Source organism: Pseudomonas sp. R3.Fl (genome assembly GCF_023516765.1).
In the GTDB taxonomy this organism is placed as follows: Bacteria; Pseudomonadota; Gammaproteobacteria; order Pseudomonadales; family Pseudomonadaceae; genus Pseudomonas; species Pseudomonas citronellolis.
Map to the genome: position 1 here is coordinate 3,175,262 of NZ_JAMGSO010000001.1, position 23,177 is coordinate 3,198,438.

General features: G+C 68.8%; 21 protein-coding genes and 1 other RNA gene. 6 read left to right on the forward strand and 16 right to left on the reverse strand.

Annotated elements, in window-relative coordinates:
* Positions 1-46: 46 nt before the first annotated feature.
* The 8 genes from gcvT to M8R19_RS14030 all read right to left on the reverse strand — a co-directional run bounded on the left by gcvT (position 47) and on the right by M8R19_RS14030 (position 8,967).
* On the reverse strand, positions 47-1,129 hold the full coding sequence (gene gcvT, locus M8R19_RS13995; protein WP_043269594.1) for a glycine cleavage system aminomethyltransferase GcvT: 1,083 nt from the start codon (positions 1,127-1,129) through the stop codon (positions 47-49).
* A gap of 73 nt (positions 1,130-1,202) precedes the next feature.
* A complete protein-coding gene (locus M8R19_RS14000; protein ID WP_249918086.1) occupies positions 1,203-2,849 on the reverse strand; it encodes an ABC transporter permease in 1,647 nt (548 codons plus the stop codon).
* 181 nt (positions 2,850-3,030) lie between these two features.
* Complete coding sequence (locus tag M8R19_RS14005) at positions 3,031-4,032, reverse strand: extracellular solute-binding protein (RefSeq protein ID WP_249918087.1); 1,002 nt, start codon at positions 4,030-4,032, stop codon at positions 3,031-3,033.
* Positions 4,033-4,150: 118 nt separating this feature from the next.
* Positions 4,151-5,368 (reverse strand): 2-octaprenyl-3-methyl-6-methoxy-1,4-benzoquinol hydroxylase, encoded by a 1,218-nt coding sequence (locus M8R19_RS14010; protein ID WP_249918088.1) that lies wholly within the window; start codon positions 5,366-5,368, stop codon positions 4,151-4,153.
* Positions 5,369-5,390: 22 nt separating this feature from the next.
* On the reverse strand, positions 5,391-5,873 hold the full coding sequence (locus M8R19_RS14015; protein ID WP_249918089.1) for a DUF4442 domain-containing protein: 483 nt from the start codon (positions 5,871-5,873) through the stop codon (positions 5,391-5,393).
* A gap of 9 nt (positions 5,874-5,882) precedes the next feature.
* Positions 5,883-7,067: a 2-octaprenyl-6-methoxyphenyl hydroxylase gene (ubiH, locus tag M8R19_RS14020; protein ID WP_249918090.1), complete on the reverse strand. Its 1,185-nt coding sequence runs from the start codon at positions 7,065-7,067 to the stop codon at positions 5,883-5,885.
* Position 7,068: 1 nt separating this feature from the next.
* Complete coding sequence (gene pepP, locus M8R19_RS14025) at positions 7,069-8,403, reverse strand: Xaa-Pro aminopeptidase (RefSeq protein ID WP_249918091.1); 1,335 nt, start codon at positions 8,401-8,403, stop codon at positions 7,069-7,071.
* A gap of 9 nt (positions 8,404-8,412) precedes the next feature.
* Positions 8,413-8,967 carry a UPF0149 family protein gene (locus tag M8R19_RS14030; protein ID WP_109935059.1) on the reverse strand — a complete coding sequence of 185 codons (555 nt, stop codon included), beginning with the start codon at positions 8,965-8,967 and terminating at the stop codon, positions 8,413-8,415.
* A 172-nt stretch (positions 8,968-9,139) separates the two neighbouring features.
* On the opposite strand from M8R19_RS14030, the gene M8R19_RS14035 reads away from it, so the two are divergent.
* The 4 genes from M8R19_RS14035 to M8R19_RS14050 all read left to right on the forward strand — a co-directional run bounded on the left by M8R19_RS14035 (position 9,140) and on the right by M8R19_RS14050 (position 10,489).
* Positions 9,140-9,349: a TIGR02449 family protein gene (locus tag M8R19_RS14035; RefSeq protein ID WP_009615100.1), complete on the forward strand. Its 210-nt coding sequence runs from the start codon at positions 9,140-9,142 to the stop codon at positions 9,347-9,349.
* Positions 9,346-9,660: a cell division protein ZapA gene (locus M8R19_RS14040; protein WP_009615099.1), complete on the forward strand. Its 315-nt coding sequence runs from the start codon at positions 9,346-9,348 to the stop codon at positions 9,658-9,660. Before M8R19_RS14035 ends, M8R19_RS14040 begins: the two co-directional genes overlap by 4 nt.
* 31 nt (positions 9,661-9,691) lie before the next feature.
* Positions 9,692-9,870: non-coding RNA, 6S RNA (gene ssrS / locus M8R19_RS14045), on the forward strand.
* 10 nt (positions 9,871-9,880) lie between these two features.
* Positions 9,881-10,489 carry a 5-formyltetrahydrofolate cyclo-ligase gene (locus M8R19_RS14050; protein ID WP_249918092.1) on the forward strand — a complete coding sequence of 203 codons (609 nt, stop codon included), beginning with the start codon at positions 9,881-9,883 and terminating at the stop codon, positions 10,487-10,489.
* A 34-nt stretch (positions 10,490-10,523) separates the two neighbouring features.
* On the opposite strand, the gene M8R19_RS33190 is transcribed toward M8R19_RS14050, so the two are convergent.
* The gene (locus M8R19_RS33190) at positions 10,524-10,655 is read right to left on the reverse strand and encodes a hypothetical protein (protein WP_009615095.1); all 132 of its coding nucleotides are present in this window, start codon (positions 10,653-10,655) and stop codon (positions 10,524-10,526) included.
* A gap of 187 nt (positions 10,656-10,842) precedes the next feature.
* Here M8R19_RS33190 and M8R19_RS14055 point away from each other — a divergent pair, with 187 nt between their 5' ends.
* Positions 10,843-11,298 carry an EVE domain-containing protein gene (locus M8R19_RS14055; protein WP_058072643.1) on the forward strand — a complete coding sequence of 152 codons (456 nt, stop codon included), beginning with the start codon at positions 10,843-10,845 and terminating at the stop codon, positions 11,296-11,298.
* Between the two features lie 361 nt (positions 11,299-11,659).
* On the opposite strand, the gene M8R19_RS14060 is transcribed toward M8R19_RS14055, so the two are convergent.
* The 4 genes from M8R19_RS14060 to M8R19_RS14075 all read right to left on the reverse strand — a co-directional run bounded on the left by M8R19_RS14060 (position 11,660) and on the right by M8R19_RS14075 (position 17,144).
* Positions 11,660-12,784: an ABC transporter permease gene (locus M8R19_RS14060; RefSeq protein ID WP_074977977.1), complete on the reverse strand. Its 1,125-nt coding sequence runs from the start codon at positions 12,782-12,784 to the stop codon at positions 11,660-11,662.
* A 3-nt stretch (positions 12,785-12,787) separates the two neighbouring features.
* On the reverse strand, positions 12,788-15,532 hold the full coding sequence (rbbA, locus tag M8R19_RS14065; RefSeq protein ID WP_249918093.1) for a ribosome-associated ATPase/putative transporter RbbA: 2,745 nt from the start codon (positions 15,530-15,532) through the stop codon (positions 12,788-12,790).
* Positions 15,529-16,602 carry an HlyD family secretion protein gene (locus tag M8R19_RS14070; protein ID WP_249918094.1) on the reverse strand — a complete coding sequence of 358 codons (1,074 nt, stop codon included), beginning with the start codon at positions 16,600-16,602 and terminating at the stop codon, positions 15,529-15,531. Before M8R19_RS14070 ends, rbbA begins: the two co-directional genes overlap by 4 nt.
* Before the next feature lie 137 nt (positions 16,603-16,739).
* Positions 16,740-17,144, reverse strand: a complete 405-nt coding sequence (locus M8R19_RS14075) for a flagellar basal body-associated protein FliL (RefSeq protein ID WP_058072639.1) — start codon at positions 17,142-17,144, stop codon at positions 16,740-16,742.
* Between the two features lie 157 nt (positions 17,145-17,301).
* Here M8R19_RS14075 and M8R19_RS14080 point away from each other — a divergent pair, with 157 nt between their 5' ends.
* The gene (locus tag M8R19_RS14080; RefSeq protein ID WP_249918095.1) at positions 17,302-18,282 is read left to right on the forward strand and encodes an NADPH:quinone oxidoreductase family protein; all 981 of its coding nucleotides are present in this window, start codon (positions 17,302-17,304) and stop codon (positions 18,280-18,282) included.
* Positions 18,283-18,706: 424 nt separating this feature from the next.
* On the opposite strand, the gene M8R19_RS14085 is transcribed toward M8R19_RS14080, so the two are convergent.
* Genes M8R19_RS14085 through M8R19_RS14095 form a run of 3 tightly spaced genes read right to left on the reverse strand, consistent with a single transcriptional unit; the run spans position 18,707 to position 23,021 of the window.
* Positions 18,707-20,230 (reverse strand): malonate--CoA ligase, encoded by a 1,524-nt coding sequence (locus M8R19_RS14085; protein WP_249918096.1) that lies wholly within the window; start codon positions 20,228-20,230, stop codon positions 18,707-18,709.
* An 8-nt stretch (positions 20,231-20,238) separates the two neighbouring features.
* Positions 20,239-21,540, reverse strand: a complete 1,302-nt coding sequence (locus tag M8R19_RS14090; protein ID WP_249918097.1) for a malonyl-CoA decarboxylase — start codon at positions 21,538-21,540, stop codon at positions 20,239-20,241.
* A 23-nt stretch (positions 21,541-21,563) separates the two neighbouring features.
* Complete coding sequence (locus M8R19_RS14095) at positions 21,564-23,021, reverse strand: amidase (RefSeq protein ID WP_249918098.1); 1,458 nt, start codon at positions 23,019-23,021, stop codon at positions 21,564-21,566.
* Positions 23,022-23,177: the final 156 nt, after the last annotated feature.

Here is a 23,177-nt window from a genome sequence, read left to right on the forward strand (position 1 = left end):
TTTCCTCGGGGACGGGGCAGCGGCGACGACGGGTCGCCTATGCAATTTAGATCAGGGCCTTGCCATGACGCACGAAATTCGGCTGAACGACGCGAACCGGGTACCACTTGCCACGGATTTCCACCTCGGCGCGGTCGCCGGTGGCCGCCGGCAGGCGGGCCAGGGCGATGGACTTGCCGAGGGTCGGGGAGAAGCTGCCGCTGGTGATCTCGCCCTCGCCGATGCCGGCCACCCGCACCACCTGATGGGCGCGCAGCACGCCGCGCTCCTCCAGCACCAGGCCGACCAGCTTCGGCTGGTCGCCGGCGGCACGCTGGGCTTCCAGGGCCTGGCGGCCGATGAAGTCGCGCCCGGCCGGTTCCCAGGCGATGGTCCAGCCCATGTTGGCGGCCAGGGGCGAAATCTCTTCGTCCATGTCCTGGCCGTAGAGGTTCATCCCGGCTTCCAGGCGCAGGGTATCGCGCGCGCCCAGGCCGGCGGGGGAAATGCCGGCGCCGACCAGTTCGTTGAGGAAGCCCGGCGCCTCGGCGGCCGGCAGCATGATCTCCAGGCCGTCCTCGCCGGTGTAGCCGGTGCGGGCGATGAACCAGTCGCCGTCGGCCTTGCCCTGGAACGGCTTGAGTTCGCGGATCAGGGTGGCGCGGGAGGGGCTCACCAGTTCGGCGGTCTTGTCCCGCGCGTTGGGGCCCTGGACGGCCAGCATGGCCAGGTCCGGGCGCGCCTGCAGCTGGACCTCGAAGCCCTCGGTGTGGGCCTGCATCCAGGCCAGGTCCTTCTCGCGGGTGGCGGCGTTGACCACCACGCGGTAGCCGTACACGCCCAGGTAGACGATCAGGTCGTCGACCACCCCGCCGCGCTCGTTGAGCATGGCGCTGTACAGCGCCTTGCCGGGCACCTGCAGGCGCTCGACGTCGTTGGCGAGCAGGCGTTGCAGGTATTCCCTGGACTGCGGGCCGGTGACGTCGACCACGGTCATGTGGGAGACGTCGAACACGCCGCAGTCACGGCGGACCTGGTGGTGCTCTTCGACCTGCGAACCATAGTGCAGGGGCATGTCCCAACCGCCGAAATCGACGATTTTCGCGCCGAGGGCGACATGCAGGTCGTAGAGCGGGGTGCGCTGTCCCATGGGTGTTCTCCTTCCGGGAATGGCGGATGCGGAGCGCGAGGGCGGCCCGCACGAAACCGGCGCATTGTAGCCGCTAGGCCGGTGCCTGGACACCTCGGCCGACGGTCGAGTCGCGCCCCGCCGCGCTGGCTGCGGAACGGCGGATCAGCAGCACCACCGGCAGCAGCCCGGCCAGCACCAGGCTCAGCGCCGGCAGCGCGGCGCGGGCCCATTCGCCCTCGCTGGTCATCTCGAAGACGCGCACGGCCAGGGTGTCCCAGCCGAAGGGACGCATCAGCAGGGTAGCCGGCATTTCCTTCAATACGTCGACGAACACCAGCAGCGCGGCGCTCATCAGCCCCGGCGCCAGCAGCGGCAGGTAGACGCGGGCGAACAGCGCCGGCCCCGCCACGCCGAGGCTGCGCGAAGCCTCGGCGAAGGACGGGCGGATGCGCATCAGGGTGCTTTCCAGCGGCCCCTCGGCCACCGCCAGGAAGCGGATCAGGTAGGCCAGCAACAGCGCCCCCAGGCTGCCCAGCAGCAACGGCTTGCCGGCGCCGCCCAAGGCGCTGGAGAGCGGGATCACCCAGTGGTTGTCCAGCCAGCTGAAGGCCAGCATGATCGCCACCGCCAGCACCGAGCCGGGCACCGCGTAGCCGAGGTTGGCCAGGCCCACCGCGGCGCGCACCGGCTTCGCCGGCGTCTGCCGGCGGGCGAAGGCCAGCAGCAGGCCGACCGCCACGCACAGCGCCGCCGCCGTGGCGCCCAGGCCGAGGCTGTGCCAGAGCAGGCCCCAGTAGCGCTCGTCGAGGTCGAAGCGGCCGCGCTGCCAGCACCAGGCCAGCAGCTGCGCCAGGGGAATGGCGAAGGCGCAGGCGAACACCAGGCCGCACCAGGCGCTGGCGGCGAAGGCCTTGAACCCGCGCAGGCGGTACAGCGGCGCGGTGCGCGGCTTCTCGCTGCCGGCCACGACACGGCCGCGGCTGTGGCGCTCGCCGAGCACCACCAGGAACACCCCGAGCAGCAGCAGGCTGGCCAGCTGGGTGGCGCTGGACAGGCTGTAGAAGCCGTACCAGGTCTTGTAGATGGCGGTGGTGAAGGTGTCGAAGTTGAACACCGAGACGGCGCCGAAGTCGGCCAGGGTCTCCATGATCGCCAGGGCCAGGCCGGCGCCGATGGCCGGCCGCGCCATGGGCAGCGCCACGCGCCAGAAGGCCTGCCAGGGCGACAGCCCGAGCACCCGCGCCGCCTCGGTGAGGCCGCGGCCCTGGGCCAGGAAGGCGCCGCGCGCCAGCAGGTAGACGTAGGGGTAGAAGACCAGCACCAGGACCAGGATCACCCCGCCGGTGGAACGCACCCGGGGCAGCCGCAGGCCGCTGCCGAACCATTCGCGCAGCAGCGTCTGCAAGGGCCCGGCGAAGTCCAGCAGGCCGACGAAGACGAACGCCAGCACGTAGGCCGGGATGGCGAAGGGCAGCATCAGCGCCCAGTCCAGCCAGCGCCGCCCGGGGAACTCGCAGAGCGCGGTGAGCCAGGCCAGGCTGGTGCCCAGCAGGGTCACGCCGATGCCGACGCCGAGCACCAGCACCAGGCTGTTGCCCAGCAGGCGCGGCAGCTGGGTGTCCCACAGGTGCGCCCAGATTTCCGTGTCGATCTCGCCCCAGCTCAGCGCCAGCACGACGAGCGGCAACGCCACCAGGGCGGCGATGGAGAAGGTGATGGGGTACCAGCGGCGGGACATGGTTATTCGGGCTACAGGCTACAAGCGGCAGGCTGCAGGCGAAGAGCGGAGGATGGGCTTTTCGTAGGAGCGAGCTTGCTCGCGAACGCCCCGGCACGCGGCCCGGGTTCGCGAGCAAGCTCGCTCCTACAAGGGGCCCCGTCGCTCTGGCCGGCAGCCTGTAGCCTGCCGCCCGCCGCCATCAGTTCCAACCGGCCCGGTCCATCAGCTTGATGGCTTCGGCCTGGCGCTTGCCGGCGACTTCCACCGGGATGCTGTCGGCCTTGAAGCTGCCCCAGGCCGCCACTTCCTCCGAGGGCGCGACCTTCGGGTTGGCCGGGAATTCCTGGTTCAGCGAGGCGAACAGGGCCTGGGCGTCGGGGCCGGTCATCCACTCCACCAGGGCCTTGGCCTGCTCCGGGTGCGGTGCGTTCTTGGTCAGGCCGATGCCCGAGAGGTTGACGTGCACGCCACGGTCGCCCTGGTTCGGCCAGAACAGCTTCACCGGCAGGTCCGGCTTCTGCTTGTGCAGGCGCCCGTAGTAGTAGGTGTTGACGATGCCGACGTCGCACTGGCCGGCGGCGATGGCCTGGAGCAGCGCGGTGTCGTCGGAGAACACGTCGGTGGCCAGGTTGCCCACCCAGCCCTTGAGGATCTGCTCGGTCTTCTGCTCGCCGTGGGTCTCGATCAGGGTGGCGGTCAGCGACTGGTTGTAGACCTTCTTCGCCGTGCGCAGGCACAGGCGGCCTTCCCACTGCTTGTCGGCCAGGGCCTCGTAGGTGCTCAGTTCCTCCGGCTTCACCCGCTGGGTGGAGTAGGCGATGGTCCGCGCGCGCAGCGACAGGCCGGTCCAGCTGTCGGTGCCGGAGCGGTACTGCGGGGGAATGTTGGCGTCGAGGGTCGGCGAGTCGAACGGCTGCAGGATGCCCATCTTCTCGGCCTGCCAGAGGTTGCCGGCGTCCACGGTGAGCAGCAGGTCGGCCGGGGTGTTGGCGCCCTCGGCCTTGATCCGCGCCATCAACGGCGCTTCCTTGTCGGTGATGAACTTGACCTGCACGCCGGTCTTCTGGGTGTAGGCGTCGAACACCGGCTTGATCAGCTCGTCGATGCGCGAGGAGTAGACCACCACCTCGTCGGCGGCCTGGGCGGTGCCCGCCAGTGCGGCGAGGGCGAGGGAAGCGAGAAGGCCTTTGCGTACCGACATGCTGGCGACTCCTGGGGCAGCGAAATGAGGTTCCAGATGATAAGGAACCTCATTTAGCCCCGGAGCCGACCTTTGTGACCGGGTGTTTCACCACGCCGCGACACGGGGTCGCGGCGCCTCAGACCCGCGCCAGCGTCGGCAGGTCGCCGGAGAGCCCCAGCGCCTGGCGGACGAACAGCCCCTTGGCCTCGTGGTGACGGTCGACCAGGCGCAGGCCGGCGTTGCGCAGCCAGCGCACCGGCAGCGGGTCGGCCTGGAACAGACGCTGGAAGCCCTCCATCGCCGCCATCATCGCCAGGTTGTGCGGCATCCGCCGGCGCTCGAAGCGGCTCAGCACGCGCTCGTCGGCGATGCGCTCGCCACGGGCGTGGGCGTGCATCAGCACCTCGGCCAGCACCGCGGCGTCGAGGAAGCCCAGGTTGACGCCCTGCCCGGCCAGCGGGTGGATGGTGTGCGCGGCGTCGCCGATCAGCGCCAGCCCCGGCTCCACGTAGCGCTTGGCGTGGCGCTGGCGCAGCGGGATGCACAGGCGCGGGTCGACCTGCTCGATGCCGCCCAGGCAATGCTCGAAGGCCCGGCCGAGGGCTTCGCGGAAGCCGTCGTCGTCCAGCGCCATCAGGCGTTCGGCCTGTTCCGGGGTGGTCGACCAGACGATCGAGCACCAGTGCCTGTCGCCCTCGCGGGACAGCGGCAGGAAGGCCAGCGGGCCGTCGTCGGTGAAGCGCTGCCAGGCGGTGGCCTGGTGCGGTTTCTCGCAGCGCACGCTGGTGACGATGGCATGGTGCAGGTAGTCCCACTCGCGGGTGGCGCAGCCGGCCAGGCGGCGCACGGCGGAGTTGGCGCCGTCGGCGGCGACCACCAGCGGCGTGCGGATCTGCCGGCCGTCGGCCAGGGTCAGCAGCCAGTCGTCGCCGGAGTGGCGCAGTTGCTCCAGGCGCGCGCCGGGCAGCAGGCCGAGGGTGGTGTCGTGCAGGCGCTCCAGCAGGGCATCCTGCACCACGCGGTTCTCGACGATGTGGCCGAGCACCTCGGCGTGCACGCTGGCCGCGCTGAAGTGCACCTGGCCGGTGCCGGAGCCGTCCCACACGTGCATCTCGCGGTAGGGCTCGGCGCGCCGCGCGACTATGCCGTCCCAGGCATGCAGGCGCTGGAGGATGCGCCGGCTGGCCTCGGACAGGGCGCTGACCCGCGGCTCGAAGCGCGCCGCGCGGTCGAAGGGCTTCACGCTCAGCGGCGAGCCGTCGAGCAGGAGGATTTCCAGGCCGCTACCCTGCAACGCCAGGGCCAGCGCGCTGCCGACCATCCCCGCCCCGACAATCACCAGATCCGCGTGCATCTGCATTCCTTTTTCCATGTCGTCAGCAGGCCTTGCGCAGGCGCGGCTTGAGCCTGATGTAGAGGGTCTTCTGCACCCGCGCGACCAGCGTGCCCTCGCCGTCGCGCACCTCGGCGTGCAGCTTGGGCAGGGACTTGCCGCCGTCGGCGGTCTGCGCCCGGACTTCGTCCAGCAGCTGCTGGTCGATGCGGAACTCGGCGTACACCGGCCCCTTGCCCGGGGTGATGAATTCGATGTTGGCGGCCTTGTCCCAGACGATGTAGTCGCGCCCCAGGTTCTCCATCAGCATGAGCATGAAGAAGGGGTCGGTCATGCTGTACAGGCTGCCGCCGAACTGGGTGCCGACGTAGTTGCGGTTGAACCAGGACAGCACCATCTTCACCCGCACCTCGCGAAAATCCGGGGCGATGTGGCGCACCCGTACCCCGGCGCCGATGTAGGGCGGGTAGAGGTTGAGGCCGAAGCGCAGCAGGCGGGCGCGGCGGGCCATCTTGCCTGAGGACATCGCCGCTCCCTAGACCGGCCGCGCGCCCAGGCCCATGGCCTGGCGGGCGAACCAGCGCTTGGCCGGCGGCAGCAGGTCGAGGCCGAGCAGGCCCAGGTTGCGCCCGGTGGCCAGCAGCGGCTGGGCGTTGGAGAACAGGCGGGTGACGCGGTCGGAGAAGCCGACGGTCATCTGCTGGTCCAGGCGCTGGCCTTCCAGGTAGCGCTGCAGCACGGCGAAGTCGCCGGGTGCGGCGTCGGCGCCGAGCAACTGGTCGGCCAGGGCCTGGGCATCGCGCAGCGACAGGTTGAAGCCCTGCCCGGCGATGGGATGCAGGCTGTGCGCGGCGTTGCCGAGCACCACCAGGTGCGGGCGCACCTGCTCCTCGGCCTCACTGAGGGTCAGCGGGTAGCAATAGCGCGCGCCGACCTGGAGGAAGCCGCCCAGGCGGTAGCCGAAGGCTGCCTGCAACTCGTCGAGGAACTGCCGCTCGGGCAGCTCGCGCAGGCGCTCGGCATCGCGCGGCGGGCGCGTCCAGACCAGTGCGCAGCGGTTGTCCGGCAGCGGCAGCAGGGCCATGGGCCCGTGTTCGGTGAAGCGTTCGAAGGCCTGGCCGCGGTGTTCCTCGCTGGGGCTGACGTTGGCGATCAGCGCGGTCTGCCCGTAGGGCGTCTCGCGCACGCCGATACCCAGCTGCTCGCGCAGGCCGGAACGGCCGCCGTCGGCGAGCACGGCGAGGTCGCAATCCAGGATCGAGTCGTCGTCCAGGGTCAGCCGGTAGCCGTCGTCCAGCGCCTGCATGCGGCGCACCTCGGCCGGGCAGCGCCAGCTCACCACCTCGTGGTCCAGGGCCTGCCACAGGCACTGGCCGAGCCAGGCGTTCTCCACCACGTAGCCCAGCGCCGGCACGCCCTCCTCCATTGCAGTCAGGCGCGCGGAACCGAAGCGCCCGCGGTCGGACACGTGGATCTGGCTGATCGGCTCGCCGCGCTGGGCGATGCGCTGCCACAGGCGGAGGCGTTCGTAGATCTGCCGGCTGCCGAAGGACAGCGCCGAGGAACGGGCGTCATAGCTGGGCTGGTAGGCGTCGCCGGGGGCGAACGGCTCGATGAGCACGATGCGCCAGCCGCGCTCGCGGGCGCCGGCCTGCAGGATCAGCGCCAGGCTGGCGCCGACCAGGCCGCCGCCGATGATCGCCAGGTTCGCACGTTGCATCTCAGGCCGCCTGGGCCTTTGCTTCGGCCATCAGCGCCTCGATGGCGGCGACGGTTTTGGGCACGCCGTTGGTCAGCACTTCGCAGCCGTTCCTGGTCACCACCACGTCGTCCTCGATGCGCACGCCGATGCCACGCCATTTCTTCGGCACGTCGGTGTTGTCCGGCGCGATGTAGATGCCCGGCTCGACGGTCATCGACATGCCCGGCTCGAGCACGCGCCATTCGCCGCCGACGCGGTATTCGCCGACGTCGTGCACGTCCATGCCCAGCCAGTGGCCGGCGCGGTGCATGTAGAAGGCCTTGTAGGCTTCGCTGGCGATCAGTTCGTCGACGTCGCCCTCGAGCAGGCCGAGCTTCACCAGGCCGGCGGTGATGACGCGCACGGTGGCCTCGTGGGCTTCGTTCCAGTGGCGGCCGGGGGCGATGTAGTCGAAGGCGGCCATGTTGGCCTCCAGCACCAGCTCGTAGATGGCCTTCTGCTCGGGGCTGAACACGCCGTTGGCCGGGAAGGTGCGGGTGATGTCGCTGGCGTAGCAGTCGATCTCGCAGCCGGCGTCGATCAGGATCAGGTCGCCGTCCTTGATCTGCGCGTCGTTCTCCCGGTAGTGCAGGATGCAGGCATTGCGCCCGGTGGCGACGATCGAGCCGTAGGCCGGCATCTTCGCCCCGCCCAGGCGGAAGGCGTATTCCAGCTCCGCCTCCAGGTGGTATTCGTACAGCCCCGGCCGGCAGGCCTGCATGGCGCGGATGTGGGCGCCGCAGGAAACCTCGGCGGCGTAGCGCATCACCTTCACTTCGCCGGCGCTCTTGTACAGGCGCAGGTCGTGCAGCAGGTGGTCGAGGGCGACGAACTCGTTCGGCGGCTGCGCACCCTGGCGGGCCTTGGAGCGGATCACGTTGATCCAGTCCATCAGCCGGCGGTCGAACTCGGGGTTGGCGCCCAGCGCGTAGTAGACGCGGTCGCGGCCCTCGATCAGGCCGGGGAGGATGTCGTCGATGTCGCCGATGGGGAAGGCGTCGTCGGCGCCGAAGTCCCTGATCGCGCCGTCCTGGCCGGCGCGCAGGCCGTCCCAGAGTTCGCGCTCGGGGTCGCGCTCGCGGCAGAACAGTACGTATTCACCGTGCTCGCGGCCGGGGATCAGCACCATCACCGCTTCCGGCTCGGGGAAGCCGGTGAGGTACTGGAAGTCGCTGTCCTGGCGGTAGACGTGCTCGACGTCGCGGTTGCGGATGTACATCGGCGCCGCGGGCAGGATGGCGATGCTGTTGGGCTCCATCTGCGCCATCAGCGCCTTGCGCCGACGGGCGTATTCCGGTTTGGCGATACGGATCATGCAGCTACCTCAGTGCAGGGAGGGTTTGTCGGCCGGCGCCGGCACCTTGCCGAATTCGGAGAACAGCAGCAGCGGGGCGACCCGCAGGTATTCCTGGACTTCCATGTAGTCCGTCTCGCCGTCCTCGGACTCTTCCAGCTGGCCCTGGACCTGGGCGATGGCGGCGATGTCCTGGAGCACTTCGTCGGCCTCGTCGGACAGGCTGGCCTGGCGCAGCGCCAGGCCGAAGCCGGCGAGGAAGCCCTGGCACCACTGGCCCAGGGCCTGGGCGCGCTCGGCCAGCGGGGCGTCGTCGTTGGGCAGCATCAGCACCACGGCCATCTCGCCGGCGCTCAGGTCCTGCTGGACCATGCCCAGCAGGCCGCCCAGGGCCGCCTGCAGGCGTTCGCTGAGTTCGCCGCCGAGCAGTTCGGCGGCGGCCTGCAGCCACTCGCCCTGGTCGAAGCCGGCGCCGGCGCAGACGCGCCCGAGCAGGTGGCCGTGCAGTTCCGCCGGAGAGATCGGCAGAGCCGCCTCGGCGAGCAGGTTGGCGAAAGCGGTGTAGGCGGAATTTACTGTGGACATGCGCGGGACCTGAATATCGACGCTAGGCGCCACCAGGCGCTATGCATAGAATGAGAGTGGCTATCCTAGCACCGCCGGGCGCGCTCAGACCATGCGATGGCATGTCGGGCAGAGCCGTGCGGTGCCGCACCTTGTATAGTTTCCGGTCATCCCCTTGCCCAAGCGAGAGCCCATGGAAGACGCCGACCTGCAAACGCTGATCGCCAAATTCGACCTCCTGCTCCAGCGCCTGGAACAGCTCAAGGCGGAGAACCGGCTGCTGCGGGCCAACGAGAAGAGCTGGCGCGAAGAGCGCGCTCATCTGATCGAGAAGAACGAATTGGCGCGCCACAAGGTCGAAGCGATGATTTTGCGCCTGAAAGCCCTGGAGCAGGACTCATGAGCCAGACGAACACCCTGAACGTGCAGATTCTCGACAAGGAATACTGCATCACGTGCCCCGCCGAGGAGCGCGTCAACCTGGAAAGCGCCGCGCGCTACCTGGACAGCAAGATGCGCGAGATCCGCTCGAGCGGGAAGGTCATCGGCGCCGACCGCGTCGCCGTGATGGCCGCGCTGAACATCACCCACGACCTGCTGCACAAGCAGGAGCGCATGGACAACGAGCACAGCAGCACCCGCGAACGCGTGCGCGAACTGCTCGAGCGCGTGGACCGCGCCCTTACCACCGATCAGCCCGGGCGGGAAGACTGACCCCGGAGAAAACCCTGGGGTATACTGGCCACGCTCCCTGGTGTGTTGGCCAGTCGGTGATGTCCCTGAGCCGATAATCGCAACAACGGAGGTTGCCAGTTGGGCTGGTGTGCATGTCCGCACGACGGAAAGCCTTAAAGCCTACTGCAACCGCCACCTTGAACTTTCGGGTTCAAGGGCTAACCCGACAGCGGCATGTCCGGGGAGCTTTCCTCCTACCATGATCCACGCCCAAGACCTTTCCCGCGCCGCCCTGCGCCGCCTGCTGCGCCAGGCCCGCCGCAAGCTCAGCGCGCAACAGCAACGCCAGGCCGCCCGCGACCTGCAACGCCGCATGGCGCAACACCCGCTGTTCCGCCGCGCCCGCCACATCGCCCTGTACCTGCCCGCCGACGGCGAGATCGACCCGCGCCCGCTGCTCAAGGCCGCGCAGAAACGCGGCAAGGCCACCTACCTGCCGGTGCTCAGCCGCTGGCCGCACACCCACATGACCTTCCAGCGCATCGGCAACGGCGAGCGCTGGCGGAAAAACCGCTACGGCATCGCCGAGCCGCTGCCGGACCGCGGCCGCCAACGCGAGCCCTGGGCGCTGGACCTGGTGCTGCTGCCGCTGGTGGGTTTCGACGAACGGGGTGGGCGCCTGGGGATGGGCAAGGGTTTCTACGACCGCACCCTGGCGTACCTGGGCAGGCGCAAAATCTGGCGCAAACCGACACTTTTGGGCCTGGCGCACGAATGCCAGAAGGTGGACAGGCTGGACCTGGCCAGCTGGGATGTGCCGCTGCAGGGCATCGTCAGCGACGCCGGCTGGTACGGCGCGCTCGCATAGGCGCCGCGTTCCCTGCGGCGCCAGGCGGGGTGGATCAGGGCTGTTTGGTCACCTGGACCGGGACCTCGCCCTGGCGATCCCACAGGCTCTGGGTGTAACCGGTGGTGACAACGCCCAGGCCGAAAAGAATCACCAGCACCCACAACAGATCGGGCTTACGCTTCATCGATTGCCTCCCCCTTCCAGGCAAACTGTCAACGATGGCCGGCGGTGGTTTTTGGTCCGTCCGGCGCGTGCCAAGCTGAAAAACGGCGGCATTCTCCGACAATGGAAAGCGTCTCGCAATTCCATGCCTGGTCCAGTCGTCGGAGTCAGTCGCTTCCCACAAAAACGGCGAAACTGGAGCAAGAGTCATGCCGCACTGGCTGATGAAATCCGAACCCGACGAACTGTCGATCCATGACCTGCAGCGCCTGGGCAAGGCGCGCTGGGATGGCGTGCGCAACTACCAGGCACGCAACTTCGTGCGCAGCATGCAGCCCGGCGACCTGTTCTTCTTCTACCACTCCAGCTGCCCGCAGCCGGGCGTGGCCGGCATCGCCCGCATCGAGGGCGAGGCCTACCCCGATCCCACGGCGCTGGACCCGCAGAGCCCCTACCACGACGCCAAGGCCAGCGCCGAGAAGAACCCCTGGAGCGCGCGGGACGTGAGCTTCGTGGAGGCGTTCAGGGAAGTGCTGCCGCTGGCTGCCATCCGCGCCGCTGCTGGGCTGGAGGAGCTGGCCCTGGTGCAGCGCGGCAGCCGTTTGTCGGTGATGCCGGTGAGCGAGGAACAGTGGAAGATCATTCTTGGGTTGGCGCGACGCTAGGACGCAGGCCGGTTGTCGGGTGGATTGGGGATGATGGCTCGCTGGGGATGCTCTTCGTAGGAGCGAGGGGGACGCCTAGTTCTTGCTCGCGAACAGTGTTTGCCGGTGACCGCTTGGTGTTCATCCCGAAGAGCGCCCTCTCCCTAACCCTCTCCCTGAAGGGAGAGGGGACCGTTCGGAGCGCTTGGGTATTCCTGAGTCAGCCGGCAGCACCAGCGGTTTCCGGCTGACACCATCACCTTTCTCGGCACGGACTAGCCCCCTCTCCCTTCAGGGCGGGGCGCGCAGCCGAGGGCTGGGGAGAGGGCTACGGAGTCCATCCAATACACCGCACCAACCGGCAGACACCCGTTCACGAGCATCAAGCCATCTGCGAAATAGTCCTGCGGAACCGCCACAACGCCCCACAGAAGAACGCCGCGCCAATACCAATGATCGCCAGCAACTGCGGCCAGACGATGGCCAGCCCGGCGCCGCGGAACAGGATGGCCTGGGCCAGGCTGACGAAGTGCGTGGTCGGGGCGAACAGCATGATGTTCTGCACCAGCTCCGGCATGCTCTCGCGCGGCGTGGTGCCGCCGGAGAGGATCTGCAGCGGCATCAGCGTGAGGATCACCAACAGCCCCAGCTGCGGCATCGAGCGCGCCACGGTGCCGAGGAAGATGCCCATCGAGGTGGTGGCGAACAGGTGCAGCGCCGCGCCCAGCAGGAACAGCGCCAGCGAGCCGCTGATCGGCACGTCCAGCCAGCCGCGCACCACCAGCTGCAGCGACAGCGCGGCCGCCGCCAGCACCACCACGCCCATCGACCAGACCTTGGCCAGCATGATCTCGAAGGCGGTCAGCGGCATCACCAGCAGGTGCTCGACGGTGCCGTGCTCGCGCTCGCGGATCAGCGCCGCGCCGGTGAGGATGATCGACAGCATGGTGATCTGGTTGATCACCTCCATCACCGCGCCGAACCAGGCCTGGGTCAGGTTCGGGTTGAACTCCATGCGTACCGCCAGCTCCGCCGGCATGCCCGGCTCGCTGCGGTAACGGCTGACGAACTCGCGCACCTCGGTGGCGATGATGTTCTGGATGTAGCCGGCGCCAGAGAAGGCCTGGGCGGTCTGGGTGGCGTCGACGTTGACCTGCACCGCCGGTTGGCGGCCGGCCAGCACGTCGCGCTGGAAGTCCGGCGGGATGTCCAGGGTGAAGGTGTACAGGCCGGTGTCCATGCCGCGGTCCATCTGCGCGTGGCCGATCATTTCCGGCGTGCGGAAGTACGGTGCCTGGAAGGCGTTGATGATGCGCGAGGAGAGCTGCGACTGGTCCTCGTCGACCACCGCGATGGGGGCGTGGTGCAGGGTTTCCGGCACGCCGGTGGCGGAGCTGTAGACGCCCAGGGTGAAGGCCCAGGCGATCAGGATCAGCATCGCGTAGTCGCGGCCGAGGCTGCGGAATTCCTTGACGCCCAGGTTGAAGATGTTCGCCAGTTTCTTCATCGCTCAGTCCTCCTGCTTCTTCAACAGGAGCACGCTGAGCAGCGTCAGCACGCCGATGGCCGCCAGCAGCGGCAGGTAGTAGAGCCACAGGTCGCTCAGGCCCAGGGCCTTGGAGAAGGTGCCGCGGCTGATGATCAGGAAGTGCGAGGTCGGGTAGAGCCTGCCGATCAGCGCCGCCGCGCCCTCAAGCGAGGACACCGGGTGGATCAGCCCGGCGAACTGGATGGCCGGGATCATGGTGGCGATGGCGGTGCCGAACACCGCGGCGATCTGGCTCTTCATGAAGGTCGACAGCAGCAGGCCGAGGCCGGTGCTGGTGATCACGTACAGCAGCGCGCCGAGGCTCAGCGCCAGCAGGCTGCCCTTGAGCGGCACGCGGAACAGCAGCACCGCCATGGCCAGCATCAGCACGAAGTTGACCATGCCCATGCCGATATAGGGCAACTGCTTGCCGAGCAGGAACTCCAGGCGCGTCACCGGGGTGACGTAGAGGTTGGTGATCGAGCCCAGTTCCTTCTCGCGCACCACGCCCAGGGCGGTGAGCATCGCCGGGATCATGATCAGCAGCAGCGGGATCACCGCCGGGACCATGGCCTTGAGGCTCTCCACGTCGGGGTTGTAGCGGTAGCGCACCTCGGTGCTGGCCGCCGCGCTGGCCTCGGCGTTGCCGCTCTGCCGGGCCAGCTCGGCCAGGTAGCTGCTGTGCAGGCCCTGCACGTAGCCCTGCACGGTGTTGGCGCGGGTGGGCATGGCGCCGTCGATCCACACGCCGATGGCCGGGTCGTCGCCGCGCTTGAGGTCGCGGCCGAAGTGCGGCGGGATCTCCAGCGCCAGGCTCAGCTCACCGCTGCGCAGGCGCCGGTCGAGGTCGTCGGGGTCGCGGATCGCCGGGTGCTCGACGAAGTAGCGCGAGCCGGCGATGTTCAGCGCGTAGGCCTGGCTGGTGGTGGTCTGGTCGCGGTCGAGCACGGCGTAGGACAGGTCCTCGACGTCCATGTTGATGCCGTAGCCGATGATGAACATCAGCAGCGCCGTGCCCAGCAGCGCCAGGGTCAGGCGGATGGGATCGCGGCGCAGTTCCATGGATTCGCGCCGCGCATAGCTGAACAGGCGCAGCGGGCTGAAACGTTGGCGCTGCGGCTTGTGCGGCGCCTGTTCGTCGACGGTGCTGGCCAGCGCCTGCGGCTCGGGCGGCGGCGCAGCGCTGCCGGCGGCCTCCTCCAGGTAGGCGATGAAGGTCGCCTCCAGGGTCGGCAGGCCGCGCTTGTCGATCAGGCCCTGCGGGGTGTCGCTGTCCAGCACCTTGCCGGCGTGCATCAGCGAGATGCGGTCGCAGCGCTGGGCCTCGTTCATGAAGTGGGTGGAGATGAAGATGGTCACCCCGTCGCGCCGCGACAGCTCGACCATCAGCTGCCAGAAGCCGTCGCGGGCCACCGGGTCGACGCCCGAGGTGGGCTCGTCGAGGATGAGGATTTCCGGCTTGTGGATCACCGCCACGGCCAGCGACAGGCGCTGGCGGATGCCCAGCGGCAGGCTGTCGGGCAGTTCGTCGCGGACCTTGCCGAGGTCGAAGCGCGCGAGCATCTCCTCCACCCGCGGGCCTATCTGCTCGCTCGGCAGGTGGAACAGCTTGGCGTGCAGTTCCAGGTTCTGCAGCACCGTCAGCTCGGCGTACAGCGAGAAGGCCTGGGACATGTAGCCCACGCGGCGGCGCGTGGCCATGTCCTTGGCGTTCACCGGCTGGCCGAACAGCGCGCAGCTGCCCTCGCTGGCCGGCAGCAGGCCGGTGAGCATCTTCATGGTGGTGGACTTGCCGCAGCCGTTGGAGCCGAGGAAGCCGAAGATTTCCCCGCGCTCGATGCGGAAGCTGACGTGGTCCACCGCGACGAAGTCGCCGAAGCGGCAGGTCAGCCCCTCGGCCTCGATGGCGATCTGCGGCGCGCCCTCGCTGTGCTGGCGTGGCGGGATCACCAGTTGATGGTGGCCGGCGCGCTTGCGCTCGGGCAACAGCGCGACGAAGGCCGCTTCCAGGCTTTGCGTGCCGGTGTGCTCGCGCAGCTCGGCCGGGGTGCCGGTGGCCAGCACCTTGCCCTCGTCCATCGCCACCAGGGTATCGAAGCGCTCGGCCTCCTCCATGTAGGCGGTGGCCACCAGCACGCTCATGCCCTGGCGGCCGGCGCGGATGCGCCCGATCAGCTCCCAGAACTGGTTGCGCGACAGCGGGTCGACGCCGGTGGTGGGCTCGTCGAGGATCAGCAGGTCGGGGTCGTGGATCAGCGCGCAGCACAGCCCGAGCTTCTGCTTCATGCCGCCGGAGAGCTTGCCCGCCGGGCGCTCGGCGAAGGGCGCAAGGCCCGTGCTGTGCAGCAGGTCGGCGATGCGCCGCTCGCGCTCGGCCTTGTCGTGGCCGAACAGGCGGCCGAAGAAGTCGACGTTCTCGAACACCGAGAGCGTCGGGTAGAGGTTCTTGCCCAGGCCCTGGGGCATGTAGGCGATGCGCGGGCAGACCGCGCGGCGGTGGCGGGCGTCGCGCATGTCGCCGCCGAGCACGTGCACCTGGCCGTCCTGCAGCTTGCGCGCGCCGGCGATCAGCGCCAGCAGGCTGGACTTGCCGACGCCGTCCGGGCCGATCAGGCCGACCATGCGGTTGGCCGGGATGTCCAGGCTCACGTCGTCCACCGCGCGGGTCTGCCCGTAGCGCAGCGACACGCCGGCCAGGCTGGCCACCGCGGCGTGCGGGACGCTCATTGCGGGACCTTGATCTGCAGGTTGTCCGGCCATTGCGCTTCAGGGTCCAGGCGCAGGTAAGCCATGCCGGGCACGCCGGTCTTCACGTAGGTGATGTACTTCTCCAGCAGCGCCGGGTCCAGGCGCGCCTTGACCCGGAACATCAGCTTCTCGCGCTCGTTGGCGGTTTCCACGGTCTTGGGCGTGAACTGGGCGACGCTGGCGACGTAGGAGACCTTGGCCGGGATCACGTACTGCGGCACCGCGTCTATCACCAGGTGCACCTCCTGGCCGAGGGCCACGCGGCCGGCCTGGGCCGAGGGCAGGAAGAAGGTCATGTAGACGTCGGTCAGGTCGACCATGTTGAGCAGCTTGCCGCCGGCGGCCAGCACCTCGCCGGGCTGCGCCACGCGGTACTGCACGCGGCCGTCGCGGGGAGCGCGCAGCAGGCTGTCGTCGATGTCGGCCTGCAACCGGGCGACGCTGGCGGTGGCCGCCTCGATGGCCGATTGCGCCTCGATCACCTGGGAACGCCCGGCCTCGATGGCGGCCTGGGCCGAGATCACCTGGGAACGCGCGGCGGACAGCGCGGCCTGGGCGCTCTGCAGCACGGCGCGGTCGTCGTCCAGCTGCTGTTGCGGCAGGGCGTTGCGCTTGACCAACTGCTCGGTGCGGGTGAAACGCTTCTGCGCGGCGGTGAGTTCGGCCTGGCGCTGGGCCACCACCGCCTCGGCGGTGCTCTTCTCGCTGTTGCGCTGGGTCACCACGGATTCGGCGGTGAGCTTGGCATTCTGCGCCCGGCGCACCTCGGCCTGGGCCTGGGCCAGCTGCGCTTCCAGCACCTGGGTGTCCATGCGCGCGACCACTTCGCCGGTCTTGACGAAGTCGCCCTCGTCCACCTTGATCTCGGCCACGCGGCCGGGCAGCTTGGTGGCCACGTCCACCTCGGTGGCCTCGATGCGCCCGTTGCCGCTGGCGAAGCCTTCGCCCAGGCCGTTGGGCTTGAGCGTCTGCCAGGCCAGCGCGGCGACCACGGCACAGGCCGCGAGCACGCCGCCACGGAACAGCCAGCGTTTCGAATTTCCCTTCATCGTACCCCCTGGTCAGCGCTCATCTGAGCGATCTTGTAGGGATCTTCAGCGAAGGGAGGGGAAAAGGCCTTGATACAGGTCAGAGCCGCCCGAAAAGACCTGGATAGCGGGCGAAAACGCGCGAGACCTGTGCCTTGTCAGGGCTGCACGATCAGGTTGTTGAACAGCAGATCGTCCACCAGCGGCTTCCCTTCCTCTTCTTTGAGGACCGTCTGTACCTGCTTGAGCGCCTCCTGGCGCAGTTTCTCCTTGGCCTCGACGCTGCCGAGGGTTTCGTCGGTCTGCTGGGCGAACAGCATGATCAGCTGGTTGCGGATCAGCGGCTCGTGGTGCTCGACCTTCTCCTCGGCCTCCTTGCCGGTGACCTTCAGGGCGATGTCGGCCTTGTAGTACTTCAGTTTCGGCCCGCTGCCGTAGTTGCCCACCAGGGCCGGGGTGAGGTCGACGAACAGCGGTTTGTTGGCGTCTTCCGGCTTGGCCTCCTCGGAAGCCATCAGGGGGCTGAGGAACAGGGCCAGCGACAGGGCGATCAGGGCTTTCAAGGCGACTTCTCCATGCACGATGCCGGCAAGCATAGCCATACCGGGCGCGCGGCCCAAGCCCGGCGGTTATGCACGGGCATAAGCCGGGACCATACTGATTTGCCCCCCGCCCCGCCACTCCTACACTGCCGGGCATTACACGAAAGGAGTACCTCCGATGAAAGCCTTGCTGTGCAAAGCCTTCGGCCCCGCCGAAACCCTGGTGCTGGAAGAAGTCGCCAGCCCCGAGCCGAAGAAGAACGAAGTACTGCTGGACGTCCACGCCGCCGGAGTGAACTTCCCCGACACCCTGATCATCGAGGGCAAGTACCAGTTCAAGCCGCCCTTCCCCTTCGCCCCGGGCGGCGAGGCCGCCGGCGTGGTCGCGGCGGTGGGCGAGAAGGTTTCCCACGTGAAGCCCGGCGACCGCGTCATCGCCCTGACCGGCTGGGGCAGCTTCGCCGAGCAGGTGGCGGTGGGCGCCTATAACGTGATGCCAATTCCGGCGGGCATGGACTTCACCACCGCCGCCGCCTTTGGCATGACCTACGGCACCTCGATGCACGCGCTGAAGCAACGCGGCAACCTGCAGCCGGGCGAAACCCTGCTGGTGCTCGGCGCCTCCGGCGGCGTCGGCCTGGCGGCGGTGGAAATCGGCAAGGCCATGGGCGCGAAAGTGATAGCCGCGGCCAGCAGCGACGCCAAGCTGGAAGTGGCCAAGGCCGCCGGCGCCGACGTGCTGCTCAACTACAGCGAAGGCAGCCTGAAGGACAAGCTCAAGGAAATCACCGGCGGCCAGGGCGTGGACGTGATCTACGACCCGGTGGGCGGCGAGCTGTTCGAGGAAGCCTTCCGCAGCATCGCCTGGAACGGCCGCCTGCTGGTGGTCGGCTTCGCCAGCGGCACCATCCCCGCGCTGCCGGCCAACCTGCCGCTGCTCAAGGGCGCCTCGCTGGTGGGCGTGTTCTGGGGCGCCTTCGCCCAGCGCCAGCCGCAGGACAATGCGGCGAACTTCCAGCAGCTGTTCCAGTGGTTCGCGGAGGGCAAGTTGAAGCCGCTGGTTTCGCAGACTTATCCGTTGGAGAAGGCTGGGGAGGCCATCAACCATCTCGGGCAGCGTAGGGCTGTTGGGAAGGTGGTGGTGCAGGTGCGCGCCTGATGTGATGGTGTTTGGGGGAGTCCGCTCCCTCTCCCTAACCCTCTCCCTGAAGGGAGAGGGGACCGTTCGGTGTGAAGTGTGATTTCGGCGCTCGTCGGCCAGGCCGGTGTTGCCGGATGGCAGGAAAACCACCGGCGGCACGGATAGCCCCCTCTCCCTGAAGGGAGAGGGGGCCGTTGGGCAGAGGCGGGTGTTTTGGAGTTAGCCGGTTAGCCCGGCAGGTTCCGGCTGAAACCATTACTTCTCTCGGCACGGACTAGCCCCCTCTCCCTTCAGGGAGAGGGCTGGGGAGAGGGTTGCGGAGTCCATCCAATACACCGAGCTCACCGGCGAGCACTGTTCGCGAGCAAGCTCGCTCCTACGAAAAGCCGTTATCGCGCCGGGGCCAACGGCGGATAACCGCGAACGGTTATCCGCCCTACGTTCAGGCGTACAACTGCTTGAAGCGCTCGCGCAGCTGGTTCTTCTGCACCTTGCCCATCACATTGCGCGGCAGCGCGTCCACGAACACCACCCGCTTGGGCTGCTTGTAGCGCGCCAGATGACCGTCCAGGCCGGCCAGGATGTCCGCCTCGCTCGGCACCGCGTCTGGCTTGGCCACCACCACCGCCGTCACGCCTTCGCCGAAGTCGCGGTGCGGTACGCCTATCACCGCCGATTCGGCCACGCCCGGCAGGGTGTCGATGAGTTGCTCCAGCTCCTTCGGGTACACGTTGTAGCCGCCGCTGATGATCATGTCCTTGCTGCGGCCGACGATCTGCACGTAGCCCTTGTCGTCGATGAAGCCGATGTCGCCGGTCATGAAGAAGCCGTCACTACGCAGTTCCTCGGCAGTCTTCTCGGGCATGCGCCAGTAGCCGCGGAACACGTTGGCGCCGCGCACTTCGATCATCCCCGGCTCGCCTTGCGGCAGCAGCTTGGCTTCCTTCTCGCCCGGATCGGTGATGCGCAGTTCCACGCCCGGCAGCGGGAAGCCGACGGTGCCGGCGATGCGTTCGCCATTCAGCGGGTTGGAGGTGTTCATGCCGGTCTCGGTCATGCCGTAGCGCTCCAGGATCGCCACTCCGGTGCGTTCGCGGAAGGCCTTGTGCGTCTCGGCGGTGAGCGGTGCGGAGCCGGAGACGAACAGGCGCATATGCGCCACCGCCTCGCGGGTCAGGCCGGCCTGGTCGAGCAGACGGGTGTAGAAGGTCGGTACGCCCATCAGCAGGTTCACCTGCGGCAGCAGACGCAACACCTGCGCGGCGTCGAACTTGTCCACGTAGAGCAGCGAACCGCCGGCCATCAGTAGGCTGTTGATGGCCACGAACAGGCCGTGGATGTGGAAGATCGGCAGCGCGTGCAGCAGCCAGTCCTCGCTGCTGATGGCCCAGGCCTCGACCAGCGCGCGGGCGTTGGAGACCAGGTTGCCGTGGCTGATCATGGCGCCCTTGGAGCGCCCGGTGGTGCCGGAGGTGTAGAGGATGGCGGCGAGGTCGTCGGCGCTGCGTTCGATGTCCAGGAAGCGCCCCGGCTTGCCTTCCACATGGGGCATCAGGCTGCCTTCGCAGCGCTGGCCGAGGCTCGCCACGCGGGCCACGCCGCATTGCTGCGCCAGCGCCCCGGCCTGCTCCTCGAAGGCCGGGGTGCAGACGAACAGCGAAGGCTCGGCGTCGCCCAGGAAATAGCTCAGCTCGTCGCTGGTGTAGCCGCTGTTCAGTGGCAGGTAGACGGCGCCGGCGCGCAGGGTGCTGAGGTAGAGCATGACCGCCTCGGGGCTCTTGTCCACCTGCACGGCGACGCGGTCGCCCGGCTGTACGCCGAGTTCCACCAGGGCGTGGGCGAACTGCGCGCTGCTGCGCAGCATCTCGGCGTAGCTGTAGCCGCCGCCGTCCGGGGTGCGGAGGAAGGGTTTGTTCAGGTCTTCGGGCAGGTGCTCGCCGACAGCGGCGAAAAGGCTCTGGTTCATGGCGGTTCCTAGCGGCGTGGCTTGGCCGGTGGGGCGAGATGTCGCTTGACCTCGTTGGCGGCGATCACCGTGCCCTGGTTGGCGTAGGCTTCGTGGTTTTTCTCGATCTGACGCAATTCGTAGCGGTAGTTGACCATCAGCCCGGCGGCCTGGCGCAGGCCGCCGGCGGAGAGGTCGCCGCGCCAGTTCAGGCGTTCCAGGCGGGCGCCGTTGCCCAGGTGGAAGCGCGCCACCGGGTCCAGCGGCTGGCCCTGGGCGTTCCTGGCCTGCAGGAAGTACTCGGCGGCCAGCGCCAGCAACGGCTGTTCCAGGCGCGGCGGTGGCGGCGCGTCGGGCTTGAGCGCCTTCAGGCATTCGGCGACTTGAGGCTCTTCGGCGCGGCTGTCCAGCCAGCGGCGGAAGCCGGGCACCGGCGAGAGGGTGACGTACTGCTTGAGGCCCGGCACTTCGCGGGCCAGTTCCTCCACCACCTGCTTGATCAGGAAGTTGCCGAAGGAGATGCCGCGCAGGCCCTCCTGGCAGTTGCTGATGGAGTAGAACACCGCGGTGTCCGGCGCTTCTGCGGCCTCGCCGGGTTGTTCGAGGATTTCCGCGATGGCGGCGGGCATCTGGCGGGTCAGCGCCACCTCGACGAAGATCAGCGGCTCCTCCGGCAAGGCCGGGTGGAAGAACGCGAAGCAGCGGCGGTCGGCCGGTTGCAGGCGGCTGCGCAGGTCGTCCCAGTCCTTGATGGCGTGCACCGCCTCGTAGCGGATGATCTTTTCCAGGATCGCCGCCGGGGTCGACCAGTCGATGCGCCGCAGCACCAGGAAGCCACGGTTGAACCAGGAGGCCAGCAGGTGCTGCAGGTCGTGGTCCACCGCCGCCAGTTGCGGCCGCGCCTTGAGCTCCTGCAGCAGCCGGCGGCGCATGGCGATCAGCTCGGCGGTGCCGCCCGGCGCCTGGTTGAGGCGGCGGAACAGCTCCTGGCGCGGCGGCTCGCAGGCTTCGAACAGCGCGGTGACCTGCTCGGCGCCGGGGTTCTCCAGGTAGCGCCGGCAGGCTTCGGCCAGGGCCTCGCGGGGCGGCGCGAAGTCGTTCAGCAGGTTGTCGAAGAAGGCTTTCTGCTGCTCCGCCGGGCAGTCGCGGTAGGCGCACAGCACCTGGCGCGCCAGGGCCACGCCGGAAGCCTCGCCGTGGCCGGAGAGCAGCCGGCGGCTGGCCTCCACCAGCGAGGCGGCGCTGATCGGCGCCGGCTCGCGGGATTCCAGCAGCTGGCGGCCGCGTTCGCTGATGCTCTGCAGCAGTTCCTGGAAGAAGCTGACGTTCATCGAACCTCCTTCTTCGGCGCGCCTCACTGCGCCAGCAGCGGCGGCGGGCAGCGCCGGTACCATTGGGTGGCCTGCTCGTAGGCATGGGCCAGTTGCAGCACGGCCATGTCGGCCTGGTGCCGGCCGATGATCTGCAGGCCCATGGGCAGGCCCTGTTCATTGAAGCCTACCGGCACGTTGGCGACAGGGCAGCCGGACAGGGTGGCGGGGATCACCACTTCCATCCAGCGGTGGTAGGTGTCCATGGCGCGGCCGGCGACTTCCTTCGGCCAGTGCAGGTTCTTGTCGAAGGGGAACACCTGGGCGCTGGGCAGCAGCAGGTAGTCGTAGCGCTCGAACAGGCGCTGGATGGCGCGGTACCAGTCGCTGCGCGCCACCGTGGCCTGGTACACGTCCATGGCCGACAGGCGCAGGCCGTTCTCCACTTCCCAGTGCGCCTCCGGCTTGAGCAGTTCGCGCTTGGCCGGGTCGGCGTAGGCGGCACCGAGGGAGCCGGCGACGAACCAGTGGCGCAGGGTGCGCCAGCAGTCCCACAGGCGTTCGGCGGAGAAGCCCAGCTCGCAGGATTCGACCGCGCAGCCGATGGCCTGGAAGTCGGCGAACGAGCGCTGGCACAGTTCCAGCACGCCGCGCTCCATGGCCAGGTGGCCGCCGAGGTCGCCCAGCCAGCCCAGGCGCGCGCCCTTGAAGTCGCGCTCCAGCGGGCCGGCGAAGGCCTTGCCGGATTCGGCGATGGACAGCGGCGCGCGGGCGTCGCTGCCAGCCTGCACCGACAGCAGCAGGGCCACGTCGCGCACGCTGCGGCCCATGGGGCCTTCGTAGCCGAGCTGGTCGAAGAACAGGTCGGCGGCGTCGTCGAAGGGCACTCGGCCCTGGGACGGGCGGAAGCCGACGATGTTGTTGAACGCCGCCGGGTTGCGCAACGAGCCCATCATGTCGCTGCCGTCGGCCACCGGCACCAGTTGCAGGGCCAGGGCCGCCGCCGCGCCGCCGCTGCTGCCGCCGGCGGTGCGGCTGGGGTCGTAGGCGCAGCCGGTGGCGCCGAACAGTGGGTTGTAGCTCTGCGAGCCGAGGCCGAATTCCGGGGTGTTGCTCTTGCCGATGAGGATGGCGCCGGCGGCGCGGATGCGCTCGACCATGATGCCGTCGCGCTCGGGTACGTAGTCGCGGTACAGCGGCGAACCCAGGGTGGTGCGGATGCCCTTGGTCAGCGACAGGTCCTTGATGGCGTGGGGCAGGCCGTGCATCCAGCCGCGGTATTCGCCGCGGGCCAACTCTGCGTCGCGCTCGTCGGCCTGGGCCAGCAGCGCCTCGGCCGGTTGCAGGCTGACCAGGGCGTTGACCGCCGGGTTGAAGCGCTCGATGTGCGCCAGGTAGTCGCCCATCACCTCGCGGCAGGAGACCTGGCGCAGGCGGATGAGCTGCGCCAGTTCGTGGGCCTGGAGCTGGACGAGGGGGCTGATATTCGGGTTCTGGCTCATGTGACGCGGCCTTTTGTTTTCTGGGCTCCCGCGTTCGCGGGAATGACGGAACGATGTTTGTGCAGATGCGACTTTCGACGGGGTGAGCGAAGCCACGGCGCCTTGCGGCGCCCTGCCCCACCCCGTCACCCCCGCGAACGCGGGGGCCCAGCGCCT